This window comes from Methylophaga marina (assembly GCF_030296755.1).
GTDB lineage: Bacteria > Pseudomonadota > Gammaproteobacteria > Nitrosococcales > Methylophagaceae > Methylophaga > Methylophaga marina.
Window position 1 is genome coordinate 2751918 of sequence record NZ_AP027741.1, and the last position, 24010, is coordinate 2775927.

Here is a 24010-nt window from a genome sequence, read left to right on the forward strand (position 1 = left end):
GGTATGACCGAGCAATTATGATTAAGTCAGATAAATGGATTCGTCGTATGGCGGAGCAGGGCATGATTTCACCTTTCGAGCCGGGACAAGTTCGATATCGTGATGATAACCGCATTATCTCTTATGGCACGTCAAGTTATGGTTACGATGTTCGCTGCTCAAATGAATTTAAAATATTCACCAATATTAATTCAGCCGTTGTTGACCCGAAGAATTTCGATGAAAGCAGTTTTGTGGATGTGACGTCTGATGTGTGTATCATTCCACCGAATTCATTTGCACTGGCCAGAACAGTCGAAACCTTCAGAATTCCACGAAATGTTCTGACAGTGTGTCTTGGCAAATCCACTTATGCTCGCTGTGGCATTATTGTGAATGTCACCCCATTGGAACCTGAATGGGAAGGTCAGGTGACATTAGAGTTTTCCAACACCACTCCCTTACCGGCAAAAATCTACGCGAATGAAGGTGTGGCACAAATGTTGTTCTTCGAGTCTGATGAAGTGTGTGAGACATCTTACGCCGATCGCGGTGGTAAATATCAAGGCCAGTCTGGTGTAACTCTTCCTCGTTCCTGATGCCGATGTCTGTATTCTCCCGCCATGTAATCCGAACGCTCAGTGCTGCATTGGTATTGCTTTCATTGTCAGCCTGTACAGAAGAAAGAACACCGACAGAATCCTGGAAACACAGCGAAAATGGCAGCTATGCTTCCAGCTTTTCACCTGATGGTCGTTACGTGCTGGTCGGCGATATTGATTTGCCAGCAAAACTCTGGGACCTTCAAACGAATAAGGTGAAATATACCTGGCAAAACACACCAAATGATGCCGGTACGACGACAGATGTGGCTTTTTCTGACGATAGTAAAGTGGCCGCCACGGTAGAATCCAAAGTTATCGTTTTATGGAATATGGAAAACGGTGAACCGATGATTCGTCTTGAGTTTCCAGTTACGATAAAAGATATTGCTTTATCGCCTAAAGGTGACCACCTGCTATTAGCGTTGCAAGACAGATCAGCGGTGTATTTTGATGTGATAGGTAATCGCGTCGTCCAAATTCTGAAACATGATGGTAAAGCCGTTAATTCACCTATCGATCAGCTTATTAACACAGTTGATATTTCACCTAATGGTAAATATGGCTTAACGGGCGGAGATGACCATACAGCAAGAATGTGGAACCTGGAAACCGGACAACAACTTCGGATATGGCAACATAATAATGGTGTTAGTTTGGTTTCTTTTGATCCCATGGGTGGGTTTGTGATCAGTTCGGCTGGCAATGCACAAACACGTATCTGGAATGTCAAAAGTGGTAAACAAGTCGCGGTACTCACGACATCACCTGTAGACGTAGACGGTATATGGGGTGACTTTCCTGTATTTAAAACCACAACCAGCGCGATTGCCTATTCTTCTGATGGTAAATATGTCGTGACTGGCCATCCCAACCGTGAGCTGTGTGTCTGGCGTGCACAAAATGGACAGGATCTGGGCTGTTGGTTAACACCACGAAAAGACGCTTTAAAACCTGGTGTCGTTATACAAGCGTTAGCGTTTAGTCGTGATGGTCGTTACATCTACAGTGAATTAGGTAATGGTTTAGGCCAAAAATGGCGTATTAGATAAGGTATGGCTGATAGCTTATTAAAATTGGTTTTTTTGTTCCTGAATCACATAAAGAAGCCGTAAAACAGGCCATTTTCGCTGCCGGTGCCGGCCGTTATGATGGTTATGACAGTTGTTGTTGGGAGTCACAAGGAACAGGGCAATTCCGCCCATTAGATGGCAGTCAGCCTTATATTGGGCAGCAGGGCCAGGTGGAATATGTAGCTGAGTACCGGGTAGAAACGGTTTGTCCCACCCAACAAATAAAGCCTGTCTTAAACGCGTTACTTTCTTCACACCCTTATGAAACCCCTGCGTATGAAGTCTGGTCTGTATTGACACTGGATGACTTTAAATAGAGAAATATGATGGATCTTGCGAGCACAGAACAATCACCCAAAATGACTTTACTGGCTAACTATCAGGTGCCTCGTTACCTGGTGGATGAAGCCTTGCTTCATTTTGATCTGGATAAATCAAAAACACGTGTTATCAGTACATTAAAAATGCGGCTAAATCCCGAATCATCTGCAGGAGAATGTGTATTAGATGGTGAGTCACTGGACTTAGTCAGCATCAAATTAAATGGAAAAGAACTCGAAGAGACGGATTATCAGCTTAGTGATAAGTCTCTAGTTATTTCCGAAGTGCCAGACAAGTTCGAACTTGAAGTCATTACGGAGATTCATCCTGATCAGAATACTGCTCTGGAAGGGCTTTATCATTCAGGCCGACTTTTATGTACGCAATGCGAAGCACAAGGGTTTAGACGTATCACCTATTACCCTGATCGTCCTGATGTGATGTCTATCTTCACTGTAACGATTGTGGCTGATGCGAAAGCATGGCCGGTCATGCTCTCAAACGGCAACCTGGAAGAACAAGGCCAGTTCAATGATGGCCGTCATTGGGTACGCTGGCATGATCCACACCCAAAACCCAGCTATTTATTTGCCTTAGTGGCGGGTGATTTATATTGCCAGCAGGATCAGTTCACCACCATGAGTGGACGTGAAGTCAGCCTACGTATTTATGTGGATCCTGAAAACAAACATAAATGTGATCATGCTCTGGTGTCCTTAAAACAATCTATGAAGTGGGACGAAGCAGTCTATGGTCGTGAATACGATCTGGATGTCTTTATGATTGTTGCCGTCAATGACTTCAATATGGGGGCAATGGAAAATAAAGGGCTAAATATTTTCAATGCTGCCTGTGTTTTAGCTACGCCTGAAACAGCCACAGATGATGATTTTTATACGATTCAAAGTATCGTCGCTCATGAATATTTCCATAACTGGTCTGGCAACCGTGTGACTTGTCGGGATTGGTTTCAGCTCAGCCTGAAAGAGGGCTTCACCGTCATGCGTGATCAGAGCTTTAGTGCTGATCTCAATTCAGCCGCTGTTCAACGTATTGATGATGTAAATGGTTTACGCAGTATGCAATTTGCAGAAGATGCTGGCCCGATGGCGCATCCTGTGCGACCAGACTCGTATATTGAGATCAGTAATTTCTACACAGTCACCATATACGAGAAAGGTGCAGAAGTCGTGCGCATGATCAAGACGTTGGTTGGCGAGGAAGGCTTTAGAAAAGGCACGGATCTCTATTTTGACAGACATGATGGTCAGGCTGTTACCACGGATGATTTCGTTAAAGCGATTGAGGATGCCAATAATGTTGATTTGAGTCAGTTCAAACTTTGGTATGAGCAGGCTGGCACTCCCGAGCTTTCTGTTAAAACGCACTATGATCCCATCAATCAACGTTTTACACTGACTCTCAGTCAATTTTGTCCTGCTACGCCTGGTCAGGATAACAAGGCAGATTTTCATATTCCTGTTGCTGTCGGTTTATTAGATAGTCAAGGGAAAAATATGCCTATGCAATTGCAGGGAGAGAGCACTGTCTATGACGGTGACACGCGTGTTTTATCTTTGACCGATTCTCAGCAACAGTTTGAGTTTATTCATGTGAGCGAAGAGCCTGTTGCTTCAGTTTTACGTGGGTTTTCAGCACCGGTGAAACTGAAATATGATCTTAGTAATACCCAACTGGCCTTTTTAATGGCCCACGACACTGACAGTTTTAATCGTTGGGATGCTGGCCAGCAACTGATGATTAATGTGTTGCTAGACATTGTTGATGACATTCAGAAGCAAAATAAACTGGCTATGTCACCATTGCTGCTGTCACAACTGGAAGCTATTTTGCAGGATAAGCAACTTGATCCAGCGCTTATCGCAAAAATGCTGACATTACCAAGTGAAAACTACCTGGCTGCCCAGATGCAAGTTGCTGATGTCGATGCGATTCATCAGGCTCGTGAATTTGCAAAACAGCAGATAGCGATTTCTTTGAAACGCTTATTTAACGAGCGGTATGAAAGCCTGAGTCAGACCAAAAAATATCAGTTCAATGCCGATGATATGGCGGCACGTAGTTTGAAAAATTTGTGTTTGTCCTATCTGGTGGCAAGTCATGATCCCCTTCAGATTCAGCGCTGTCTGCGTCAGATGAAAGTGACTGACAATATGACCGAGTTATTAGCCGGTTTACGTTTGATGGTCGATCAAGCCGGGCCAGAACGTGAACATGCATTACGTGCGTTCTATGAGCAATGGAAACATGATCGTCAGGTAGTTGATAAATGGTTATCAGTGCAGGCGGTATCTAAGCTTCCTGATACCTTGCTGCGCGTTAAGGCCTTGATGACACATGAAGCTTTCAGTATCAAAAATCCTAATAACGTGCGAGCTTTAATTGGTCAGTTTTGCCGTAATAACCCCGTACATTTTCATGCTAAAGATGGTTCGGGTTATCGTTTCCTGGCAGAGCAAATACTGAAACTTGATAAGCTCAATCCACAAGTCGCAGCAAGAATGTTAGGAGCACTTAACTCATGGCGTCGTTATGATGCTGATCGACAAAAACTCATGAAAGCATCGCTGGAACATATTGCTGCTGAAAAAGAATTGTCAGCAGATGTGTATGAAATTGTCACTAAATACCTGGCTGAAAAATAATGTTCGCGCTTCATCCTCAACTTAAACAAGATACTATTCATATTGGTGAATTTGAATTGTGTAATGTTTTATTAATGAATGATGTCCGCTATCCATGGATTATTCTTGTGCCCAAGCGTGAAAATAAAACCGAGATTTATCAGCTGACTGAGTCTGAGCAGCAACGATTACTCAACGAGTCCAGTTTTCTTAGTGACGCTATGTCAACTCTATTTTCAGCCGATAAGATGAACATTGCTGCATTAGGTAATATGGTTGAGCAGTTACATATTCACCATATTGCCCGATTCAAAACAGATGCGACCTGGCCAAAACCCGTGTGGGGAGTAGGCCAAGCAGAGCCTTACTCGGAAATAGCAAAAAAAGCGATGATGTCACAGTTGACCCACGCTTTAGGTGATTATTTGATCTAGAAAGACGACGCATGACACGATTACGCTTTCGAATGACTCTTTCTCCTGAACAAGCGCTTCGTTATTATCAAGGCATGGCGAGAACGGTCATTGTGACGGCTGAAACAGGGCAAAGGGTCAGTTTTCCCGCTGAACATATTCGTCGCTTTATTGATAGCTCCGGTGTCAATGGCCTGTTTTCTATCGAATTTGATAACAATAACAAACTGATCGGCATAACGCGTTTATCCGATTAGTCTAATTGAAGCGGACTATCAAGCAATCTATCTTGCGGCTTTCCAATATAATACCCTTGAGCATAGTCCACACCTAGTTCAGCTAAAACGGCGAGAATCTCAGCACTTTCAACAAATTCTGCTACTGTGCTCTTGCCCATGCCTTTCGCAACAGAAACTAAGGCTTCCACAAATAATTTATCGTCATTATTTTCTGTGATATGGGTGATAAACATGCCATCGATTTTCACCACATCAACAGGTAATTCTCGTAAATAACGAAACGAGGCAAAGCCAGAACCAAAGTCATCAATCGAGAAGCGACAGCCTAAATCACGCATTTCTCGCATCAATTGTCGTGCCTGATTAATATCAGCGACGGCTGCTGTTTCTGTTAACTCAAACAGTAGATGTTCCGGAATGGCACGATAATGTTTTAAAAGACGTTTGAGTAGCGGGATGAGCTCAGCATCCAGCATGGCATGTGCAGATAAATTCAATGATAAGGTGATGGTTTGTTCTTGTTGCTCGAGTTCAGCAAGTTTGGCAATGCCTTTCTCTAATACATAATGATCAATCCGATGAATCAAGCCCGACTGTTCAGCCACTTCTATAAACATCGCTGGGCTATGTATTTGACCATCCTCATCCTGCATACGCAGCAGTACTTCATAGTGACTCACGGTCTGCTTTTGAATCTGCATGATGGGTTGGAAATACAGGACAAAGCGATCCTCTGACAGAGCATCTTCTATTTTCTGTTTCCAACGCATACGTTCTTGCAGCTGTTTGCCAAGCATGTCGTCAAAAGTAAAGAGATGCCAGGTATCCTTACCATGTGACTTGGCCTGATACATCGCCAAATCGGCGCTGCTTAGAAGACGATCTACACTGAATTCATTCAGTGGGAAGGGCACGATACCAATGCTGGAAGAAATGCTGTAGCGAACCTGCTCAAATTCAAAATGCAAAGCATGTAATCGATCACTGATTTTTTCACAGACATCTATGGCTACATTTAAGTCGGTTTCTGGAAGAATAATGGCAAATTCATCACCACCTAATCGGGCTAATACATCATTGTCACGACTGATTTCTATCAGTGCTTTTGCCACGTTTTTCAGTAACTGGTCACCGACGTTATGACCGCAACTGTCATTGATATCTTTAAAATGGTCTAAATCCAGCACCAGTAAAATACCTTGCTGATCATTGAAAGTAGCCTGTTTTAGAATGTGTTCAAACTGGCTCTTCAGTTTCTTTCTGTTATAGAGTTCGGTTAATGGATCATGGCTGGCAAGCCAACGTAATTCGGTTTCATTTTGTTTTTTTCTGTGATATCGATACCGACAGAGAGAATCACAGCATTATTGGTGGGTATTTGGAAACTCGAATGTATCCATGAGATGGTATGAATTTGACCATCAGCTGAAAGAATATCTGACTCCATATGAACAATATTTTCATCATAATGAGATAGTCGTTGTAATGATTGATGAATATTTTGCCAGTCAGAAGGATGAAAAAATTGCTCGAATGGTTGACTGATAACGTTATTGGCCTCATAGCCTGTGATATTTGTGGCAAGCTCATTAAAGCTGGAAATACAGTAGTTCTTATCCAGTGTGATAATAATTAATTGGGCGGTCTCTATCAGATTACTGACAAAATCTCTTTCTTGTATTAGTTCTTGTGTCCGTTTGTTAAGTGAATCTGTTTGTTTGCTGACCGAATTCTCAAGACCTTCTAGCTGTTCCGATAAGACTACAGCCGATTGTTCAAGGATATTCAGCTCGTCAAGATAATGCTTCGGGGAGGCATGATTCAGAGTATTTCTGACTTGCAGGTATTTTTTTCGGCTAATAAGGGCAGCGCTTTAGAGACTTTGGATAAACGTTTGAGTGGTGCTGATAATAATAAAAACAGACTGCCACCAATCACAATCAAGCCAATGAGTGACCAGATAATTGTTCTGTATGTGAGGCTGTTAAGCTCTTGTTGCTGTTTGGCAATGTTATCTATGATAACCAGCACCACATTATCGACTTGTCTTAGCTTAATAAATTGAAATTCAACGGGTAAATTTGAATCACGTAATATCAGCTTATCATGGTCAATGTCTTGAAAACGGTAGTGTTTTGCTAAGAATTGCAAATAAGCGATATTGTTATTAAATGACGTGAGCACATTGAGATGACGATCCCAGAGTGATGAGTCGGCTTGACGTAACTCTTGTGTGTTGGATTGATCGGAAATGATGGCAATGTCGGCGCCAGTTTGTGCCTGAAAATCTAATAATGATTGTGTCAGATTATAGCCAAGCACCAATACATAGTTTGTCTCACTATCAGCCAAAATAGGTAACAGTTGATATTGCTTACAACTAACTTCACAATTTAGCTGACTCTGGGCGAGTTCAGTTTCTGCGGTCAGCGTAATATTATCTTTAATGACTTTTGGAGTGGGCGGGCCCCAGCCACCTAGGTTCCGACCACTACTATCAAACAACTGCACTTGGGATACATCCCAATTCAACTCTAGATCGCTGCGGTAGCGATGAATACGATCTAATATCTCATTTTGTTTAAGTGCTGAACCTTGCTGTGTGGCGTCCGGTGAGATGAGTAATTCAGCAAGACGTTGTAGTTGATCTCGTGTGGTCGTGATTTGTCCGAGTAGTTGTTGATGATATTGCTCTTGTAATTGAGAACGGAACAAAACAAATTTTTGTTGGACGTTCCAGTAAATAATGACATGAAAGATCAATAGAAAAATTAACAGAATGAAACTAAAAAATAAGCCCGCTTTCCAGCGGATACTTAAAAATGGGGTCTGAATACTCATCGTCAGAACTAAAACCGATAAGACAGGGACATAGCGAACATATCCCATCTTTTGCTGGTGTCAGTAACGGTGTTTTCACGCGGTGATAATGTGGCCACACCCTCGACGATATGATATTCGGCACGAAGCATTACATTATGTGTCACATGCCAGCGCCCCCTAACACCCAGCTTTTAGAATAATATTCATGAGCCGGCACGGGGGCTTGATTAACTCCCAATGAGGCGAGCTGCTGACTATTGATGCGATTTTGTCTGGCGGCTTCTTTTCCATTCCAGTCGTGTTTGTTTAACTGGAACTCTTCATAACGGATGAATGCTTGCCAGGCCGGTGTGAAATTATAATTCGCCTGTAAGTAATAACCGATCGAATTAATATTCATCTGTGAGACGGGCCCACCGATGTCAACATAATCAACATTTTCAAAAGCCACTTCGCCTGTAAACTGCCATTTCTCACCGTTATATTGGGCAGATAAAACGGTGTAATCGATATCAATTTCACCCGAATTCATTCCTGGACCAAAAGGGAAGGGCACACGGTCACTTGCTCCTGCATCAAAATCAAGTGTGACTCTTGTTCCAGTTATGGAGTAAATCCACTCTCCACCGTTATGCTCGTATAGAATTTTTCCGAATATCCCTAGCTTATCGTTATGAATGGCGCCTGCCCAGTCATCACCCAGATAGGCATATTCAACATTTTTATCGGCCAGGGTATAACCAGTACCCACTTCCATAAACAGTGTGCCACTGTCTAAGTTAATATTGTTGTAAAGGTGTATACCATCAGCGGCCATAATGGTATTTCTGACTTTATCAAAGTAAATCACCTGAGGAAGAAAGTTGGCGCTTCTGGTGTGGGCGACGTCACGAGTTTCGTTATATAAGCCGATTTCATTTTTGATTCTGCCAATGTACATACCCGTAGCGTAACGCGCATCGGCATAGAGAGAAACATCCACTAAGCCATAATCGAGTCTTGGTGATCCGTTATCAAATCTGCCGGCTTGTCTGGATAATAGTTGTGCAGAAAGCCTGAACTTAGGGCTGATTCTGAAACTACCATTAATGCCGACTTCAGTAAATTCGAAACTGCCATCATCACTTGGCCCATAAAAATGATTGTCAGTAGTATGTATGTAAGCTTGAGATGCAAAACCATGCAGGGCGATGCGTTCATACCATGCTTTGTCTTCGGCCAATGCCATTGTTGGAATAACAAGTAAGATGGAAAGTAAACTCGCTCTCATAAATCCACCTTAATAATTTGAATACGTTTGTGTGTATCAGCATCATCTTTACTGATGTACCCAATCGCCCCTTTGGTGTTGGCGACAGCATCAAGCATTTCTTGCTCCGAGTTAACGACGATAGGGGCAGTACCTGTGCCAGAGAAGACCTGTCTGTCCCAGATCCGTCTTAGCTGGTATGGAAACATACCCAATACAGACTTACAAAACTGATTATGCGTAGGGTCTTGATCTTGAAGAACATAGACGGTGATTGGCGTGCCATTTGGCCACTCATGAACTCGCATAGCAAAGATAGAGCGAGCAGTGGTTTTGCTTAATTGCTTTATCTCAACCTGTTCGTTGGCAATGAGAGTTTGAGCTGGTAAATCTTGCGATACCAGGAGCAATAAAGTGATGAGGACTCTGATGCTTATCCATGTCATCAGCCTTGTTCCTTAAGCCGTGTTAAGCTCAATTCTAGGCATGAATTCAAAAAAAAGCCACGTTAAAACTTTCTTTATGTTGAATAAGTTATTCTTTGACAAAAACAAGCTGGGTTTTTGCTGCCTGGTTGTACCAACTTTGTTTGTTTTTACTGAGCCACTGCCACCAGAATCCTAAACCGAGACAAAGCCAGGAAATAAGCCCAAAGATAAATCGCACAGCCGCCTGTTTCCATGAGATAGTCGGCGAGGTTGAGCTAATCAGCTTTATTTTCCATGCTCTCATCCCCAGCGTTTGTCCACCATGGGTCCAGAACCAGCCGTAAAATAAAAAACACACTGACAGTAAATAAAGTAGAAAAAACACATTGCCTGGTGTAATAGCTTCTCCGCCATTTAGCGCAACCGGAATAATGGCAGCAAATAATAAGGCGGACAGTAAAAGTAAAAAGTCATAAATCATCGCCATTATCTGGCGAATTGGACTAGGTTGCTTGTGAACAACTACACTCATTATCAATTTCCAATGGATTTTATTTGGGCGTTAAACCTTACATAAAGTATCATTATCGCTTTAGTTTATCTTGAATTGGGATCCGCATGCTGCAATTGATTGGCCGTCCGGCTTTTTCTGCTTTCCGTCTGGAGAAATTACTAAACAGCATTCAGGCCGAAGTGCCTGCTGTTACAGCTGTTAGAACAGAGTTTCGTTATTTTGTTGAAATAGAAGGTGAGTGTGTTTTGCCAGCAGCAGAACACCAGGTTATTGAAACACTACTTGAAGCAGAAATGCGTGATAGTGACGCCAAAGAAAACGAAACCTTTTTCTTAGTCACACCCAGGCCGGGAACGATTTCACCTTGGTCAAGCAAAGCCACCGATATCGCGGTCAATAGTGGTGTAAAAGACATCGAACGTGTTGAGCGTGGCGTAGCTTTTTTATTGAAGCCAACGAAGCACTGACTCAGCATCAGAAATCCATTGTTCGTAGTTTATTACATGACCGTATGATTGAAACTGTGTTTGAAACAGTGGATGAGACAGACCGTTTATTCATGCATGGTAAATCACGTGAACTGGTGAGTGTGGATATCCTCAACGGTGGACGTGAAGCCTTAGTCACGGCCAATCAGCAAATGGGGCTGGCACTGGCTGAAGACGAAATTGATTATCTTTTTGAGAATTTCAGTTTGCTTGAGCGTAACCCAAATGACATTGAGTTAATGATGTTTGCTCAGGCTAACTCGGAGCATTGCCGTCATAAAATTTTCCGTGCCGACTGGATTATTGATGGTGAAACGCAGTCTCACACGCTGTTTAACATGATTCGTAATACGCATGACCTCAACCCTGATGGGGTCGTCAAAGCTTATAGTGATAACTCATCAGTGATTGAAGGTCCGAGAAGTCATCGATTCCAGGTGGATATGGCGACAGGGCAATATCACTATGAAGGTGAAATCCAGCATATCCTGATGAAGGTGGAAACCCATAACCATCCAACAGCGATTTCTCCCTTTCCTGGCGCTTCAACTGGGGCTGGTGGCGAAATTCGTGACGAAGGTGCAACTGGACGTGGTTCAAAACCAAAAGCGGGTTTAACGGGGTTTTCTGTGTCGAATCTGGAAATCCCAGGGTTTGAACAACCTTGGGAAACACCTTATGGCAAACCAGCGCGTATGGCATCTGCTCGTGAGATTATGATCGATGGCCCTCTCGGTGGTGCGGCCTTCAATAATGAATTTGGTCGTCCGAATTTATGCGGTTATTTCCGTACTTTTGAAGTGCAAGTCCCAGCAGATAATGGCTTTGAAGTGCGGGGCTATCACAAACCTATCATGGTAGCCGGCGGCATGGGTTCTATCCGTCCACAACACGTTGAAAAAGGCATCATGGATCCAGGCGTGCAGTTAATAGTCCTGGGTGGTCCAGCAATGTTAATTGGTCTGGGTGGAAGTGCTGCGTCTTCAGTCAATTCTGGTGCCAGTGATGAGGGACTGGATTTTGCTTCTGTGCAACGTGGTAATCCCGAAATGGAACGCCGCTGTCAGGAAGTGATTGACCGCTGTGTGGCCTTAGGTGATCAAAACCCGATTATTGCCATTCACGATGTCGGTGCCGGTGGGCTCTCCAATGCTTTCCCTGAACTGGTCGATGACAGTGGTCGTGGTGGGCGTTTTGAACTGCGTGTGATTCCTAATGATGAACCCAGTATGTCACCCATGGAAATCTGGTGTAATGAGTCTCAAGAGCGTTATGTGTTGGGTGTACACCCTGACCGTATTGATGAATTCAAAGCCATTTGTGAACGTGAGCGTTGCCCGTGGGCTGTTGTGGGGGAAACCACTGAAGAAGAACATTTATTACTCGGTGATGCCGATAATGAAACATCACCGATCGACATGCCACTGTCATTATTATTAGGTAAACCACCTAAAATGCTGCGTGACGTGAAACATACACAACATGAGCATCCAGATCTTGATTTTGCCGGTGTTTCACCCAGAATGGCTCTGGAACGTGTACTTAAATTGCCAACGGTAGCCAGTAAGAACTTCCTAATTACCATCGGTGATAGAAGTGTCACAGGTTTGGTCGCACGTGATCAGATGGTAGGTCCATGGCAAGTGCCGGTAGCGGATTGTGCTGTCACTTTAGCCGATCATCATGATGTATTAGGCGAAGCGATGTCGATGGGTGAGCGTGCACCGATTGCACTGGTCAACGCACCTGCCTCAGGTCGTATGGCAGTGGGTGAGGCCATCACCAATATTGCCGCTGCCAAAATTGAAAAGTTGGGCGACATTAAATTATCAGCTAACTGGATGGCAGCATGTGGTCACCCTGGTGAAGATGCACTGTTATACGATACCGTCAAAGCGATTGGTATGGATCTCTGTCCTGAGTTAGGTATTGCTATTCCCGTCGGTAAGGACTCTTTGTCCATGAAAACGGTATGGGAAGATAAGGGCGAAACCAAAGCGGTGACTTCACCTTTATCTCTGATTATCAGCGCCTTTGCGCCTGTCACTGATGCCAGCGCAACGTCCACACCGCAATTACGTACTGATCGTGGTGATACTGATTTGATTTATATCGATCTGGGGCAAAATCACAACCGTTTGGGTGCTTCCGCTTTAGCTCAAGTATTCAAACAAGTGGGTAACACAGCTCCGGATATCGAAGATGCGACACATTTAAAAAACTTCTTTAACGCTATCCAACGACTGAAGAATGAAGATTTATTGCTGGCCTATCATGACAGAAGTGATGGTGGCCTCGCTGTTACCTTAGCTGAGATGGCTTTTGCCGGTCATTGTGGTCTGGATATTCACTTGAATGGTCTCGGTGAAGCCTTGCCGGTATTGTTCAATGAAGAATTAGGCGCGGTTATCCAAGTGCCTCATGCTGATTTGAATCATGTCATGAATATTCTTAAAGACTATAATTTGACCTCCATGTCATTTGCCATTGGTAAAGTGACTGAGCAGCAGCAAATACGCATCCATGTTGAGCAGGAACTGGTTATTGATGAGTCTCGTGTAACGTTGCAACGTTTCTGGGCTGAGACCAGTTACCAGATGCAGTCAATGCGTGATAATCCTGATTGTGCAAAACAAGAGTTTGATGCGTTATTGGATGAAAAAGATCCTGGTTTATTTGCCAAACCATCATTTAATCCGGCAGAAAATATTGCCAGCTCTCTGATCGTGAGTGGTCATCGTCCCAAGGTTGCCATTCTGCGTGAGCAAGGGGTGAATGGTCAGGTTGAAATGGCAGCGTCATTTGATCATGCAGGCTTTAATGCTATTGATGTGCACATGAGTGATGTGCTGGAAGGGCGTATTGATCTGAATGATTTTGTTGGCTTGGTTGCGTGTGGTGGGTTCTCATATGGTGATGTTTTGGGTGCAGGACGCGGTTGGGCCAGCACCATTTTGCATAATGAGACTGCCCGTCAACAGTTCTCAGCATTTTTCCATCGTGAAGATACGTTTGCGTTGGGTGTCTGTAATGGCTGTCAGATGTTGTCGCAGTTAAAAGAGTTGATACCTGGCAGTGAGCATTGGCCTCGATTCTCTCGTAACCTGTCTGAACAGTTTGAAGCACGTTTCTCACTGGTAGAGATTGTAGAGTCACCTTCAGTGTTATTGAGAGGAATGGCCGGTTCTGTGATGCCTATCGTTGTGGCTCACGGCGAAGGACGTGTTGACTATGCCGAGACGGGTTCTGAAGAGCAGGCGCTAGTGGCCATGCGTTATGTTGATAATTATGGTCAAGCTACGGAAGCTTACCCAATGAACCCAAATGGATCGATTAATGGCGTGACGGCACTGACAACAACCGATGGTCGGGTAACGATCATGATGCCTCACCCTGAGCGTGTAACGCGCACAGTTCAGCATTCATGGCACCCTGATGACTGGGGCAAAGATGGTCCGTGGGCAAGATTGTTCCAAAATGCGCGATGCTGGGTGAACTAACCTTGTATGTAAAAAAAGGACCGAAAGGTCCTTTTTTTATGGCTAACGTAAAGAGAGTTATACTTTAAAACGTTGTGCAATCATATTGAGCTGCGTGGCGAGTGTCGCCAAGTTTTGACTAGCAGTAGCAATTTCTTCGCTACTATGCATGTTATTTTCAGATAAGTCTGAGACGCGTGTAATGTTACGATTGATTTCTTCTGACACCAAACCTTGCTCTTCAGCAGCACTGGCAACATGTGTACTCATATCAGCGATTTGTGTCATCGAATTAACAATGTTTAATATCGATTGTGTGGCTGAGTCAGTGTAACCAACCATACCAGCGGCATTGGCTTTTTCTTTTTCCATCACGGCGACAGCTTCTTTTGTTTTCTGTTGTAAATTGTCGACCATGATTTGAATTTGTTCTGCCGATTCCTGAGTACGGTTGGCCAGTGAGCGAACTTCATCAGCTACTACCGCAAAACCGCGACCATGATCTCCTGCTCGTGCAGCTTCTATAGCCGCATTTAAGGCTAATAAATTGGTCTGCTCAGCCACCCCTTTAATAACGGTTAACACGGAACCGATTTGCTCACTACTTTGACTGAGTTCTTCAATGGTGCGCGCTGCATTTCCAACATCTTCAGTTAGAGAGTTAATGGATTTTACCGTTTCACTTATGACGTCTTGTCCCGATTTTGACTCACTGTTCGCATTACGTACTTCTTCTGCTAACAGTTCAGCATTACGGGCGATTTCTTTAATCGTACTCGACATCTCATTCATCGCTGTGGCTATTTGCTCAGATTGCGATTGTTGTTCTTGTGAGTTGGATTGAGATTGCACAGTATTAGTAGATAACTCTTCAGATGCGGCTGCTAATTCAGTTGAGTTTTGTTTCAATTGATTCACTACGCCGTTTAAATGTTGTGTCATTGAGTTAAGTGCAATAAAGATATCAGCGGTTTCATCTTTGGCTGGACTGGTGATTGTGACGGTCAGATCACCTTCGGCGATCCGCTTGGTAGCGGTAATAATATTGTTGATTACCTGGATGATAGACCGATAAAAACCAATGAATAAATAGAGTGCCAGCGATAGGGCAATTAATATCACGGCAATCACCACGTTTTTTTCAAGCTGTAGCATGGATAGACGATTATCTAGTAGTTCAGCCAATGCGTCAGCAAGATAATGATATACCACATAATTTGTGTCTATAGCTTCAGTACCCAGACTGAAAATAAATGCTGCTTCGGTGTTAATTTTCTCACTCTCGAGCATATCCTTTTCAATGACAGTGAGAAATTCTGTGAGTGCATTTTCTCTATCCAGCTCGAGCTTATTTAAAACGTCTGCCAACTGCGGATTGTGAGTAATAATATGTTCGATAGCTTGTTGAGTGGTATCCGCTTCATGTTTTACCTTGCTAAATGATGAAGCCAGTTTAATACGTTGACTGGTAGTCAATGATTCATTGGCAGCAATGCCCGAAGCAAGTCCGCGAGTTTGTCCGATACTCTCAGCGAGTACTGGGATATAACTGACAATCGTCTCAATAATGAATGTGGTGTTGAGGTCTGGATCGAGTATGAGTCCAGAATTGTGATTCACGGCATTCATGAGTTGTCTAAGTTTTGTAATTAACTCAGTATGCGCGGTAAAAATGGTATTGGGATCTGTTTCTGTTGCTGTATTGATAAGACTGGTCCAGTCACGTTTGATTTCGTCCCATAGTTGATTGGTGTCGAAGTGCTCGCCATATTCAGTATTGATGATATTGATTTGTTGAATACTCTGATCAATCTCTTTCCGTTTACTGAGAATTTTCTCTTCGAACTCTGCTGAGCCATTCAGATAGGCATTCGTCAAGCCACGATGTTGAGGCAATTGTTGATAGAGTGGTGTGATGGTTTTTATGTATTCCAAGCCTGATTGTTCTTTATGGCTTTCATTAACGATGTTGTTTAATTGGTGAATCAGTAGCAAAAATGTCACCGTGATAGGAATAAGCAGAAGCACTGTTATCAGTGACATTTTTTTGGGGTAGCTTAGCGAATTCATGAGTTTGGTCGCCAGATTCATTAGGGTCACCCTAAATTGTATGGATATTCAAAATTTTTATTGGCATATAGTTCGTTTTCTTTAGTATGTGATGAGTGACTTTGTCGCCTCTCCACAGTGAGCATATCAAGTTGTTATTGCTAAGCCGTCTATTGCAAGGTGTTAATAGTGGCTGTCATTTGATGACGTATTCTGGAGTGATAAATTACCACTTAAGTAATCGACATTATTGCCGTAAAGTGATGAATGGAATATTGTGGTCCTGGATTGACCTAAATTTACAACGATTAGAAAGGATATCTAGTAATTCGGGTTTCTTTCTTTTTAGACAGTGAGTGATTGGATTGATAAAGGACTTAGTTACACCGTATCAGACTAGGGTTGTGCCAAGTTATGGTTTGCTAGTCGTATTTTTGTCGTTGCTCACTATCTTCCCTCCCGTCTTTGCTATGCAGCAGTATGAGAGCGAGCAGGTTACTGCCTGGCAATATCGCTGGGGTGATTCCGAATTTGTAAATGGTGAGCCTGAGTGGATTGTCACACCTGAACTACATAGTAGTGATTGGAAAGATATTGATTTCCCTTGTATGCCGCCTGATCGAGGGCAATATAATACCGTTTGGTTTAAGGCAACATTGCCGGATTCTGATCATGATTATTTGCATCCTGTTCTTTACGTCACCAGCATTGACTTAATGGCTGAAGTTTACCTGGAAGATAAAAAGATTTATCAATTTGGTGACTTAAATAATAAACAGCACAAGTCGTTTTATGGTTGGCCTTGGCACTCGATTGATTTGCCAGATGATTATGCGGGTAAAACTATTTATTTCAGGGTTTTTTCAAGCTACCGAGACATTGGTTTGTGGGGTGAAGTCAAACTATTTGAGAAAACACACCTACTGTTTTATCTTTTAGAAAAAGCGTATTTTGAAGTTCTAGTCGCTTTATTCTCATTGTTTGTCGCTATTATTACCTTGGCATTCTCGATGATGCATAGAGGGGAGCGACATTTTCTCTATTTATCATTATTTTCACTGACCTCTGCTGTAATGTTGCTGGCTGAGAATCCAGCTGTTCAATTTGTTTTTAATTACCCTCTAGTACGTGTTTATTTATTAGCGATCTCCTATTACGCATTACCCGTTATTACGAGTTTATTGTTGTCATCATGGTTTGATGACTGGCGACACAAATGGTTAATAAACATCGCTGTTGTCCATCTCATTTATCTTATTTCAGTGATAGGCCTATCTTTAGCGGGCCTAATAGAGCTTGCTGTTACATTCCCTATTTTTGATGCCATATTCGCTATCACGATACTTCTGATAATAGGCCTTGGCATCAGTAAGCGATATTCGTTGGCCTCCGATCAACATCTAGTCATGCTGTCCTTTACGGTATACGGCATATTTCTTTTATTGGATATGGGCATTGCTAATAGTGTTCTTCCCTGGATGCATTTGGATATTTCTGTTGGCGCGTTATTGTTTGCGCTTGTATTGATGCTTATTTCTTTACGTCATTATTCACATGTACAAAGCGCCTTAAAAGAACTGAATGAACACCTCGAAGTGAAGGTGGCTGAACGAACAGCTTCCTTGCATGCTTATGCCGAAGCTGAACAAGAACGTGCTGAACAGCTGCAGCGTCTGAATGTGCTCGGAGCCAGATTAGAAGAACTCAATAGTCGGTTACAAACCGTTGACAATCTCACTGAGGCAAGACATTTACTCATTAAAAAGCTTCCGGACGTTTTTATGCCTGTAGAATTGAGCGTAACAACATCACTTGACGGCGTATCTTTTGAGAGGCAATTGGCTCAAGTAGAACTGCAAGAGCTGGATGGCAGCTATAACGTATTTGTTTATCTGGTTTTAAATAATCTAAGTTCAAAAAAACTAATCAAACAAGACAACCTGAATGATTTCATCAACCGGGTTAAATTGCGTTTAGGTGTGACGCTTAGCAGTATCAAGTTAAAAGAAGAGCTGCATCGTTTTTCATTTGAAGATGCGCTGACAGGGCTTGCTAATCGACGTTTTTTTGATCTGGCACTGCATAGAGAAACTCAGCTGGCAAACCGACAGAAAAACCCATTGTCGCTTCTTATATGTGATATCGATCATTTCAAACATTTTAATGATGAATACGGGCATGAAGTCGGTGATTTTGTACTGAAAACATTAGCGCAATTGATGAATGAGTTTTTCCGTGAAACGGATATACCATGTCGTTATGGTGGTGAAGAATTTGTTGTGATTATGCCTGGCGCGACAATAGATGATGCGACAGAAAAAGCCGAGCTATTAAGGCGTATTGTTGCCGACAAACAGATGGTGTTTAACGGCAAACACATAGACAGCATCACCATTTCCATCGGGATCGCTGATTTAACCCCAAGTAGAAGTGAATCAGAACAGTTGTTAAGTGATGCAGATAAAGCCTTGTATATAGCAAAAGAATGCGGAAGAAACAGGGTAGAAACGACACACCCATAAATAAATTTCCATCTATATCAGAACTATATCAAACTTAATCTGACCAATATTCGCATGATTTTCACATGTCACTTGTTGAAATAATCATATACATAGAGAGGAGAAGTTATGAAAATGATGAAAAAAGTTTTATCTGGCGCTGCTATTGCAGGTTTATTCTTGTCAATGAATGCTTTTGCTGCTGACCATACTGTTACCGCACAAGGTCTGAAATATACGCCGCTCGTTGTTAAAGTGGCCCCTGGAGATAGTGTGAGCTGGACCAATATGAGCACACACAATGTAGAAATGATCGATAACTTGATTCCTGAAGGTACTGAAGCCTTTAAATCTGACATGAGTCAAGATGTCACACATACGTTTGATAAAGAAGGTATCTACATTTACAAATGCACTCCACATATCGGTGCAGGCATGGGCGGTGCGGTCATTGTTGGTAACCCAACCAACTTAGATGCGATTAAGGCTCAAGATGTTTCTGGTGGTATCGGACGAATTGTCAAAAAAGCCATTAAAGAAGCGGAATCAATGTAAATTCATTGAGCACCCACTGTAAAAAGCCGGTCATTACCGGCTTTTTTTATGGGTATAAGATGTGCATGAAAAAAGCGTGTCTTCTGAGGAATGAGTATGGATAAAGTGAATCAGATTTTTTCATCGTTACCAGAATGGTCAGTCGCTCTTGTGGTTATCATAAGTTTATTCATTCTCATGCTGATTATGAAAAAGTTCATTTTGCTTAGAGTTAGCAAAATCACGGCTAGAACAAGCTTTTTTATGACAAGTTAGTGGTGAAAGTAATGAGCTTTCCTCTGACATTGTGCTTATTGGCATTAACGATAACACTGGCAGAGCACACGCTTCAGTATTTTGATATAGAAACAGAATTTAAATTTTTTCATGCTACTGCACAACTATTGATCGTCGCCGCACTGGTATTGTTCATAGATGGTTTTTTGACTGGTACGGTCGGTCATTATGCCGATAAGACGGCTACCTTAAAAAATAGCAGCTCTATTGTGCAAGGTATTACCCGTGCCATCATCCTTGGACTCGGCTTGTTGATTATCCTTGGCACGATGGGCATTGCCATCACGCCTATCATTGCTTCTTTAGGTATTACTTCACTGGCCGTTGCTTTAGCTTTGCAACCAACATTAACCAACTTCTTTTCAGGTGTTCAGCTTGTCATCGACAAACCAATACGTGTTGGTGACTTTATCGAGTTAGATTCGGGAGAGCAAGGCTTTGTCGAGAAGATTGGCTGGCGCACTACCTGGATTAGGATGTTACCCAATAACTTTATTATTATTCCAAATAGTGTTTTATCGCAGTCAAAAATCATTAACTACTATTACCCTGAAAAACAGCTTTCAGTACCAGTAGAAGTAGGTGTGCATTATGATTCTGATTTAGAGCATGTCGAAAGAGTCACGCTGGAAGTGGCTCGCAATATCCTAAAAACACATAAGTGGGGTGTGCCTGATTATCAGACATTTGTTATTTTTCACACTTTTGATAATTCGAGTATTAATTTCACGGTCATGTTAAGAGCGAAAGAATATTTCAATCGCTTCTTCATTAAATCTGAGTTTATCAAGGCTTTACATCAGCGTTTTAAGGAAGAAAATATTACGATTCCTTATCCTATCAGGGCAATCAATTACCAGCAGGAGAATCCTCAATCAACCGTGGATGATAAGTCTGTATAACGTTTTTATTTATTATCGATTTAAACCAGGGAAAACGATTTTGCTAACTGATTCACTTATCTTGGCGAGCAATTCAGCTTTTTTTGTTTCGTCAGCGTGGATTCAGAATAATAAATCACCAGTAAATAAGGTTTACCTGTTTCTGGCCAGATAATCGCTACATCATTAAAGGCTCCGTTAGGACCAGAGCCCGTTTTATCACCTACTAGCCAGGTGGACGGGACGCCCGCACGTATTTTGTCATCACCTGTTTGATTGCCTATTAGCCATTGAATAAGCCGTTGTTTGGATACGTCGGATAAATGATCACCAAGCAACAGGGTGTTCAGCGTCGCCAACATCGCTGCAGGTGTTGTTGTATCTCTAAGGTCGCCTGCCAAGTTGCTGTTAAGAGCAGGTTCTATTCTGTCGAGTCTTGTGGTGTTATCGCCTATCGAACGCAAATAGTCGGTTAATGCCTCTGGGCCACCTATTGTTTTTAATAATAAATTGGCCGCAGTGTTGTCACTGAGTTGTAATGTCGCCTGGCTTAACGCTGCTACCGACATGACGCCTTCATCAAGATGTGTTTTGGTGACCGGGGCATAATCCAGTATGTCAGCACGATCGTAATGAATCGGACGAGACAGACTTTCTTGATGCTGATCAATTCGGTGTAAGACATTAGCAACCAGTAAAACTTTGAAGGTGCTACACAATGCAAAACGTTCATTAGCACGATAATGCAGTTGAAATTGGTGTTGTAGGTCATAAGCGGCAATGCCCAGTCTCCCGCCATATTCTTTTTCTAATTGGGCAAATGTTGTCTGCCAATTTATGCCTTCATTATCAGCAGAGCTGACACTATTTACCGTGAATAAAAGACTAAAAAAGGTGGCTAAGCTGAGTAAGGATTTCATTGTGATAGGCGGTTTCTGGTGAACAAGGGGGCATATATTAACCGATTTCAGAGAGGGATAGGGCTGACATAGGGAAACGATTGTATTGTGCTTTGGGTGTGTTAAGCACAGATGAAACCTAGATAACTGGTTAAGCGTCAACTATCAAGTGAGAAAACAGAGCAGTGTTGTAGGACCTTCAGACGTAAAATCAGATTTTAACCGCATTCATATGTTGGTTTATGTATTTATTAAACTCTTCCATCGGCATGGGTTTGCCAAATAAATAACCTTGATAATTCAGGCAACCATGTTTAGCTAGGAATGCTTCCTGAGCATCCGTTTCGACCCCCTCAGCGATGACAGTCATGCCCATGTGACTACTCATATTGATAACGGTGCGAATGATATGAGCATCATTGGCATTTTTTAGCATATGATCCACAAAACTTTTATCGATCTTTATTTCATCCAGTGGAAAACTTCGCAATATGGAGAGTGATGAATAGCCTGTCCCAAAGTCATCCAGAGATAAAGTGATGCCATGAGACCGTAATTTGTCTATTTTTATAGCAAGTTCATTAATGTTCTTTAGCATTAGGCTTTCAGTGATTTCCAGTCGCAAACGTGAGCCGGAGCACTGATGTGTTTCAATGCTGGATAAGACCGTATCAACAAAATTCTTTTGCATAAATTGGCGAGCGCTGATGTTGACCGATAAAACTAAATTAGCCGTAGCCGGGTCTTGTTGCCAGACAGCTAATTGTCTACAAGCATGTTGAAGTACTTCAGTGCCTATGCGGTTAATAATGTCTGAGTCTTCTGCAAGAGGAATGAATTCGGCCGGTGAAATCATGCCATGTTTAGGATGCTGCCAGCGTAGTAGAATTTCAGCACCAATAGGTTCATGCAGGTGGTTCAACTGGGGTTGGAAATAGGGGAGAATGTCGCGATTGAATACGGCATCTCTTAGATCATTTTCCAGACTGGCTTTGAATTCAATACTGGGCTGAAGCGCTTCATCAAAAAATCGAAAACAACTACGACCATCTGACTTGGCCTGAAACATAGCGTTATCAGCACGTTTAAATACTTCATTAACGGATAAGGTTTCGCCCTGAAATGTGCAAATGCCTATGCTGCATGAGGTACGATATTGCACGTTACCAATATTATATATATCACTGATACCATTAATAATTTTGTTGGCAATAACTTCAGATATTTCTTTGCTTTTGTTAGCGGTGTTACCAATATTTTGGATCAAAATAACAAACTCATCTCCACCAAAACGGGCAATGGTGTCTTCATCCCTTAAAATGGTTTTCAGTCGAGTGGATACCGATTTGAGAAGCATGTCACCCACTGAGTGCCCATGAAGATCGTTAATGTTTTTGAAGTTATCTAAATCAATAAAAAACACGGCACAGTGAGATTGGTTGCGACTACTGGTGTGCATGGCCTGTGTGACGCGATCGGTCAGCAAACGTCGGTTGGGCAAATCTGTTAGCGTGTCATAGTAAGCCAGATATTGGATTTCATCCTGTTAAACTCGGTTTTATTTTGAACCAAGGTTGCCAAGCCAACGACATGGTTATGATTGTCACGCAAAGCGGTGTAAGTCCATTCGCAGAAAATAATGTCACCCTCCTTGGTCAAATTTTCATTTTGACAATGACTGGAGCTTCCCTCAGCGATAAATTCCTCCATTTTTTGGATGACATGATCCTGAATGTCGATTGGCAACAAGAAACGGGCATGCTGATGAATTGCTTCATCTTGTTGATAGCCAAATATTTGCTCAGCTGCAGCATTCCATGACACAACCTGGAGGCCCAGGTCCCACTCAATTACTCCCATCGGTGTGTGGTCTAAGTGAATGCGTTGATGTTGTGATAACTTCTCAATTTCAGCTTGTTGTTTTATCGCCGCATGATGCAGCAAGATATTCTCATGTAGTTTTTTACCCAGATTTGATGATGCAATAGAGATATAAACAATATATACGGCGAGTAAGACCGCCATGGCCAATGATAATTCTGTTTCATTGCTAAAAAAACCGGGTAATGACAGCAAATAGATACTGCCGGAAAATAATTTCGACGTTATCGCATCGACTGAATACACGACCATCGCACCACCTGTGACACCGAGAATAACGAGTGTGATAAAGGCTTTATGAGCGACATCATTGGTTTCTGAAAGAAAGTAATAACCAGCCAGCCCCCATGCCATGCCACAAGCTAAAGTGGATAAACGGAAGATATTGAGCCAAGTGTCAGGGTTTGAGTTATTGGTGTTGTGTTGTTTGAAATAAATGGTGGAGTACAGACGTAATCCATAAACAACGCTAAAGATAAGACACCAAGCGATTAAGATTGTCTTGTTAACCTGGTCATACTCAACAAAAGCCAATGTGAAGGCAACAAGACTGGCCACGATAACGGATTTAAGATTGCTGCTATAGAGCATATTGATGATATCGACTTTCAATGCCATTTTTTCATCATGCTCGCTAGGGAGTAATGAAACCGTGTTTGTATCCAAGCGCAAAAATCCTCTCTACATAACCATTTCGTGAGCATTTTTTATCTGT

The 24010-nt window shown here is 42.4% G+C and carries 19 protein-coding genes and 1 pseudogene; 9 read left to right on the forward strand and 11 right to left on the reverse strand.

The window, feature by feature from the left end; all coding sequences use genetic code 11:
- Window positions 1-14 precede the first annotated feature (14 nt).
- From dcd to QUE24_RS13955, 5 genes are all read left to right on the forward strand, one after another.
- Entirely contained in the window at window positions 15-578 is a 564-nt protein-coding gene (gene dcd, locus QUE24_RS13930) for a dCTP deaminase (RefSeq protein ID WP_286306127.1), read from the forward strand.
- 5 nt (window positions 579-583) lie between these two features.
- Window positions 584-1633 (forward strand): WD40 repeat domain-containing protein, encoded by a 1050-nt coding sequence (locus QUE24_RS13935; RefSeq protein WP_286304400.1) that lies wholly within the window; start codon window positions 584-586, stop codon window positions 1631-1633.
- A gap of 347 nt (window positions 1634-1980) precedes the next feature.
- On the forward strand, window positions 1981-4641 hold the full coding sequence (gene pepN, locus QUE24_RS13945; RefSeq protein ID WP_286306129.1) for an aminopeptidase N: 2661 nt from the start codon (window positions 1981-1983) through the stop codon (window positions 4639-4641).
- Complete coding sequence (locus QUE24_RS13950) at window positions 4641-5054, forward strand: HIT domain-containing protein (RefSeq protein ID WP_286304401.1); 414 nt, start codon at window positions 4641-4643, stop codon at window positions 5052-5054. The genes pepN and QUE24_RS13950 overlap by 1 nt, the downstream gene beginning before the upstream one ends.
- 11 nt (window positions 5055-5065) lie before the next feature.
- The gene (locus QUE24_RS13955; RefSeq protein ID WP_286304402.1) at window positions 5066-5290 is read left to right on the forward strand and encodes a DUF2835 domain-containing protein; all 225 of its coding nucleotides are present in this window, start codon (window positions 5066-5068) and stop codon (window positions 5288-5290) included.
- On the opposite strand, the gene QUE24_RS13960 is transcribed toward QUE24_RS13955, so the two are convergent.
- The 7 genes from QUE24_RS13960 to QUE24_RS13990 all read right to left on the reverse strand — a co-directional run bounded on the left by QUE24_RS13960 (window position 5287) and on the right by QUE24_RS13990 (window position 10304).
- Window positions 5287-6525, reverse strand: coding sequence for a putative bifunctional diguanylate cyclase/phosphodiesterase (locus QUE24_RS13960; protein ID WP_286306130.1), 1239 nt, complete (start codon window positions 6523-6525; stop codon window positions 5287-5289). The genes QUE24_RS13955 and QUE24_RS13960 overlap by 4 nt on opposite strands.
- A gap of 23 nt (window positions 6526-6548) precedes the next feature.
- Window positions 6549-7133: a PAS domain S-box protein gene (locus QUE24_RS15880; RefSeq protein ID WP_350226618.1), complete on the reverse strand. Its 585-nt coding sequence runs from the start codon at window positions 7131-7133 to the stop codon at window positions 6549-6551.
- A complete protein-coding gene (locus QUE24_RS13970; RefSeq protein WP_286304403.1) occupies window positions 7094-8113 on the reverse strand; it encodes a cache domain-containing protein in 1020 nt (339 codons plus the stop codon). Before QUE24_RS13970 ends, QUE24_RS15880 begins: the two co-directional genes overlap by 40 nt.
- 8 nt (window positions 8114-8121) lie before the next feature.
- Window positions 8122-8259 (reverse strand): hypothetical protein, encoded by a 138-nt coding sequence (locus QUE24_RS13975; protein WP_286304404.1) that lies wholly within the window; start codon window positions 8257-8259, stop codon window positions 8122-8124.
- On the reverse strand, window positions 8256-9365 hold the full coding sequence (locus QUE24_RS13980; RefSeq protein ID WP_286304405.1) for a hypothetical protein: 1110 nt from the start codon (window positions 9363-9365) through the stop codon (window positions 8256-8258). Before QUE24_RS13980 ends, QUE24_RS13975 begins: the two co-directional genes overlap by 4 nt.
- Window positions 9362-9790: a type 2 periplasmic-binding domain-containing protein gene (locus QUE24_RS13985; RefSeq protein WP_286304406.1), complete on the reverse strand. Its 429-nt coding sequence runs from the start codon at window positions 9788-9790 to the stop codon at window positions 9362-9364. The genes QUE24_RS13980 and QUE24_RS13985 overlap by 4 nt, the downstream gene beginning before the upstream one ends.
- 88 nt (window positions 9791-9878) lie before the next feature.
- Complete coding sequence (locus QUE24_RS13990; protein ID WP_286304407.1) at window positions 9879-10304, reverse strand: RDD family protein; 426 nt, start codon at window positions 10302-10304, stop codon at window positions 9879-9881.
- Between the two features lie 86 nt (window positions 10305-10390).
- Here QUE24_RS13990 and purL point away from each other — a divergent pair.
- Window positions 10391-14274, forward strand: a pseudogene (gene purL, locus QUE24_RS13995) (phosphoribosylformylglycinamidine synthase).
- A gap of 57 nt (window positions 14275-14331) precedes the next feature.
- Here purL and QUE24_RS14000 read toward each other — a convergent pair.
- Entirely contained in the window at window positions 14332-16344 is a 2013-nt protein-coding gene (locus QUE24_RS14000) for a methyl-accepting chemotaxis protein (protein WP_286304408.1), read from the reverse strand.
- Between the two features lie 362 nt (window positions 16345-16706).
- Here QUE24_RS14000 and QUE24_RS14005 point away from each other — a divergent pair, with 362 nt between their 5' ends.
- The 3 genes from QUE24_RS14005 to QUE24_RS14015 all read left to right on the forward strand — a co-directional run bounded on the left by QUE24_RS14005 (window position 16707) and on the right by QUE24_RS14015 (window position 20536).
- Complete coding sequence (locus QUE24_RS14005) at window positions 16707-18824, forward strand: sensor domain-containing diguanylate cyclase (protein WP_286304409.1); 2118 nt, start codon at window positions 16707-16709, stop codon at window positions 18822-18824.
- 114 nt (window positions 18825-18938) lie between these two features.
- Window positions 18939-19358 (forward strand): plastocyanin/azurin family copper-binding protein, encoded by a 420-nt coding sequence (locus QUE24_RS14010; protein WP_286304410.1) that lies wholly within the window; start codon window positions 18939-18941, stop codon window positions 19356-19358.
- Between the two features lie 266 nt (window positions 19359-19624).
- Complete coding sequence (locus QUE24_RS14015) at window positions 19625-20536, forward strand: mechanosensitive ion channel family protein (protein ID WP_286304411.1); 912 nt, start codon at window positions 19625-19627, stop codon at window positions 20534-20536.
- A gap of 56 nt (window positions 20537-20592) precedes the next feature.
- Here the strand turns inward: QUE24_RS14015 and bla are convergent, their stop codons facing one another.
- The 3 genes from bla to QUE24_RS14030 form a co-directional block, all read right to left on the reverse strand.
- Complete coding sequence (gene bla / locus QUE24_RS14020; RefSeq protein ID WP_286304412.1) at window positions 20593-21435, reverse strand: class A beta-lactamase; 843 nt, start codon at window positions 21433-21435, stop codon at window positions 20593-20595.
- A gap of 190 nt (window positions 21436-21625) precedes the next feature.
- Window positions 21626-22915, reverse strand: a complete 1290-nt coding sequence (locus QUE24_RS14025; protein WP_286304413.1) for a putative bifunctional diguanylate cyclase/phosphodiesterase — start codon at window positions 22913-22915, stop codon at window positions 21626-21628.
- A gap of 5 nt (window positions 22916-22920) precedes the next feature.
- Complete coding sequence (locus QUE24_RS14030; RefSeq protein ID WP_286304414.1) at window positions 22921-23961, reverse strand: PAS domain-containing protein; 1041 nt, start codon at window positions 23959-23961, stop codon at window positions 22921-22923.
- Between the last annotated feature and the right edge of the window lie 49 nt (window positions 23962-24010).

Excerpts from the sequence above, each read along its gene's own strand:
- QUE24_RS13990 (WP_286304407.1), bottom strand. The coding sequence starts at position 10,304 with ATGAGTGTAGTTGTTCACAAGCAACCTAGTCCAATTCGCCAGATAATG.
- QUE24_RS13985 (WP_286304406.1), bottom strand. The coding sequence starts at position 9,790 with ATGACATGGATAAGCATCAGAGTCCTCATCACTTTATTGCTCCTGGTA.
- QUE24_RS13970 (WP_286304403.1), bottom strand. The coding sequence starts at position 8,113 with ATGAGTATTCAGACCCCATTTTTAAGTATCCGCTGGAAAGCGGGCTTA.
- bla (WP_286304412.1), bottom strand. The coding sequence starts at position 21,435 with ATGAAATCCTTACTCAGCTTAGCCACCTTTTTTAGTCTTTTATTCACG.
- pepN (WP_286306129.1), top strand. The coding sequence starts at position 1,981 with ATGGATCTTGCGAGCACAGAACAATCACCCAAAATGACTTTACTGGCT.
- QUE24_RS14015 (WP_286304411.1), top strand. The coding sequence starts at position 19,625 with ATGAGCTTTCCTCTGACATTGTGCTTATTGGCATTAACGATAACACTG.
- QUE24_RS13980 (WP_286304405.1), bottom strand. The coding sequence starts at position 9,365 with ATGAGAGCGAGTTTACTTTCCATCTTACTTGTTATTCCAACAATGGCA.
- QUE24_RS13955 (WP_286304402.1), top strand. The coding sequence starts at position 5,066 with ATGACACGATTACGCTTTCGAATGACTCTTTCTCCTGAACAAGCGCTT.
- QUE24_RS13935 (WP_286304400.1), top strand. The coding sequence starts at position 584 with ATGTCTGTATTCTCCCGCCATGTAATCCGAACGCTCAGTGCTGCATTG.
- QUE24_RS14000 (WP_286304408.1), bottom strand. The coding sequence starts at position 16,344 with ATGAATCTGGCGACCAAACTCATGAATTCGCTAAGCTACCCCAAAAAA.
- QUE24_RS13950 (WP_286304401.1), top strand. The coding sequence starts at position 4,641 with ATGTTCGCGCTTCATCCTCAACTTAAACAAGATACTATTCATATTGGT.
- QUE24_RS14010 (WP_286304410.1), top strand. The coding sequence starts at position 18,939 with ATGATGAAAAAAGTTTTATCTGGCGCTGCTATTGCAGGTTTATTCTTG.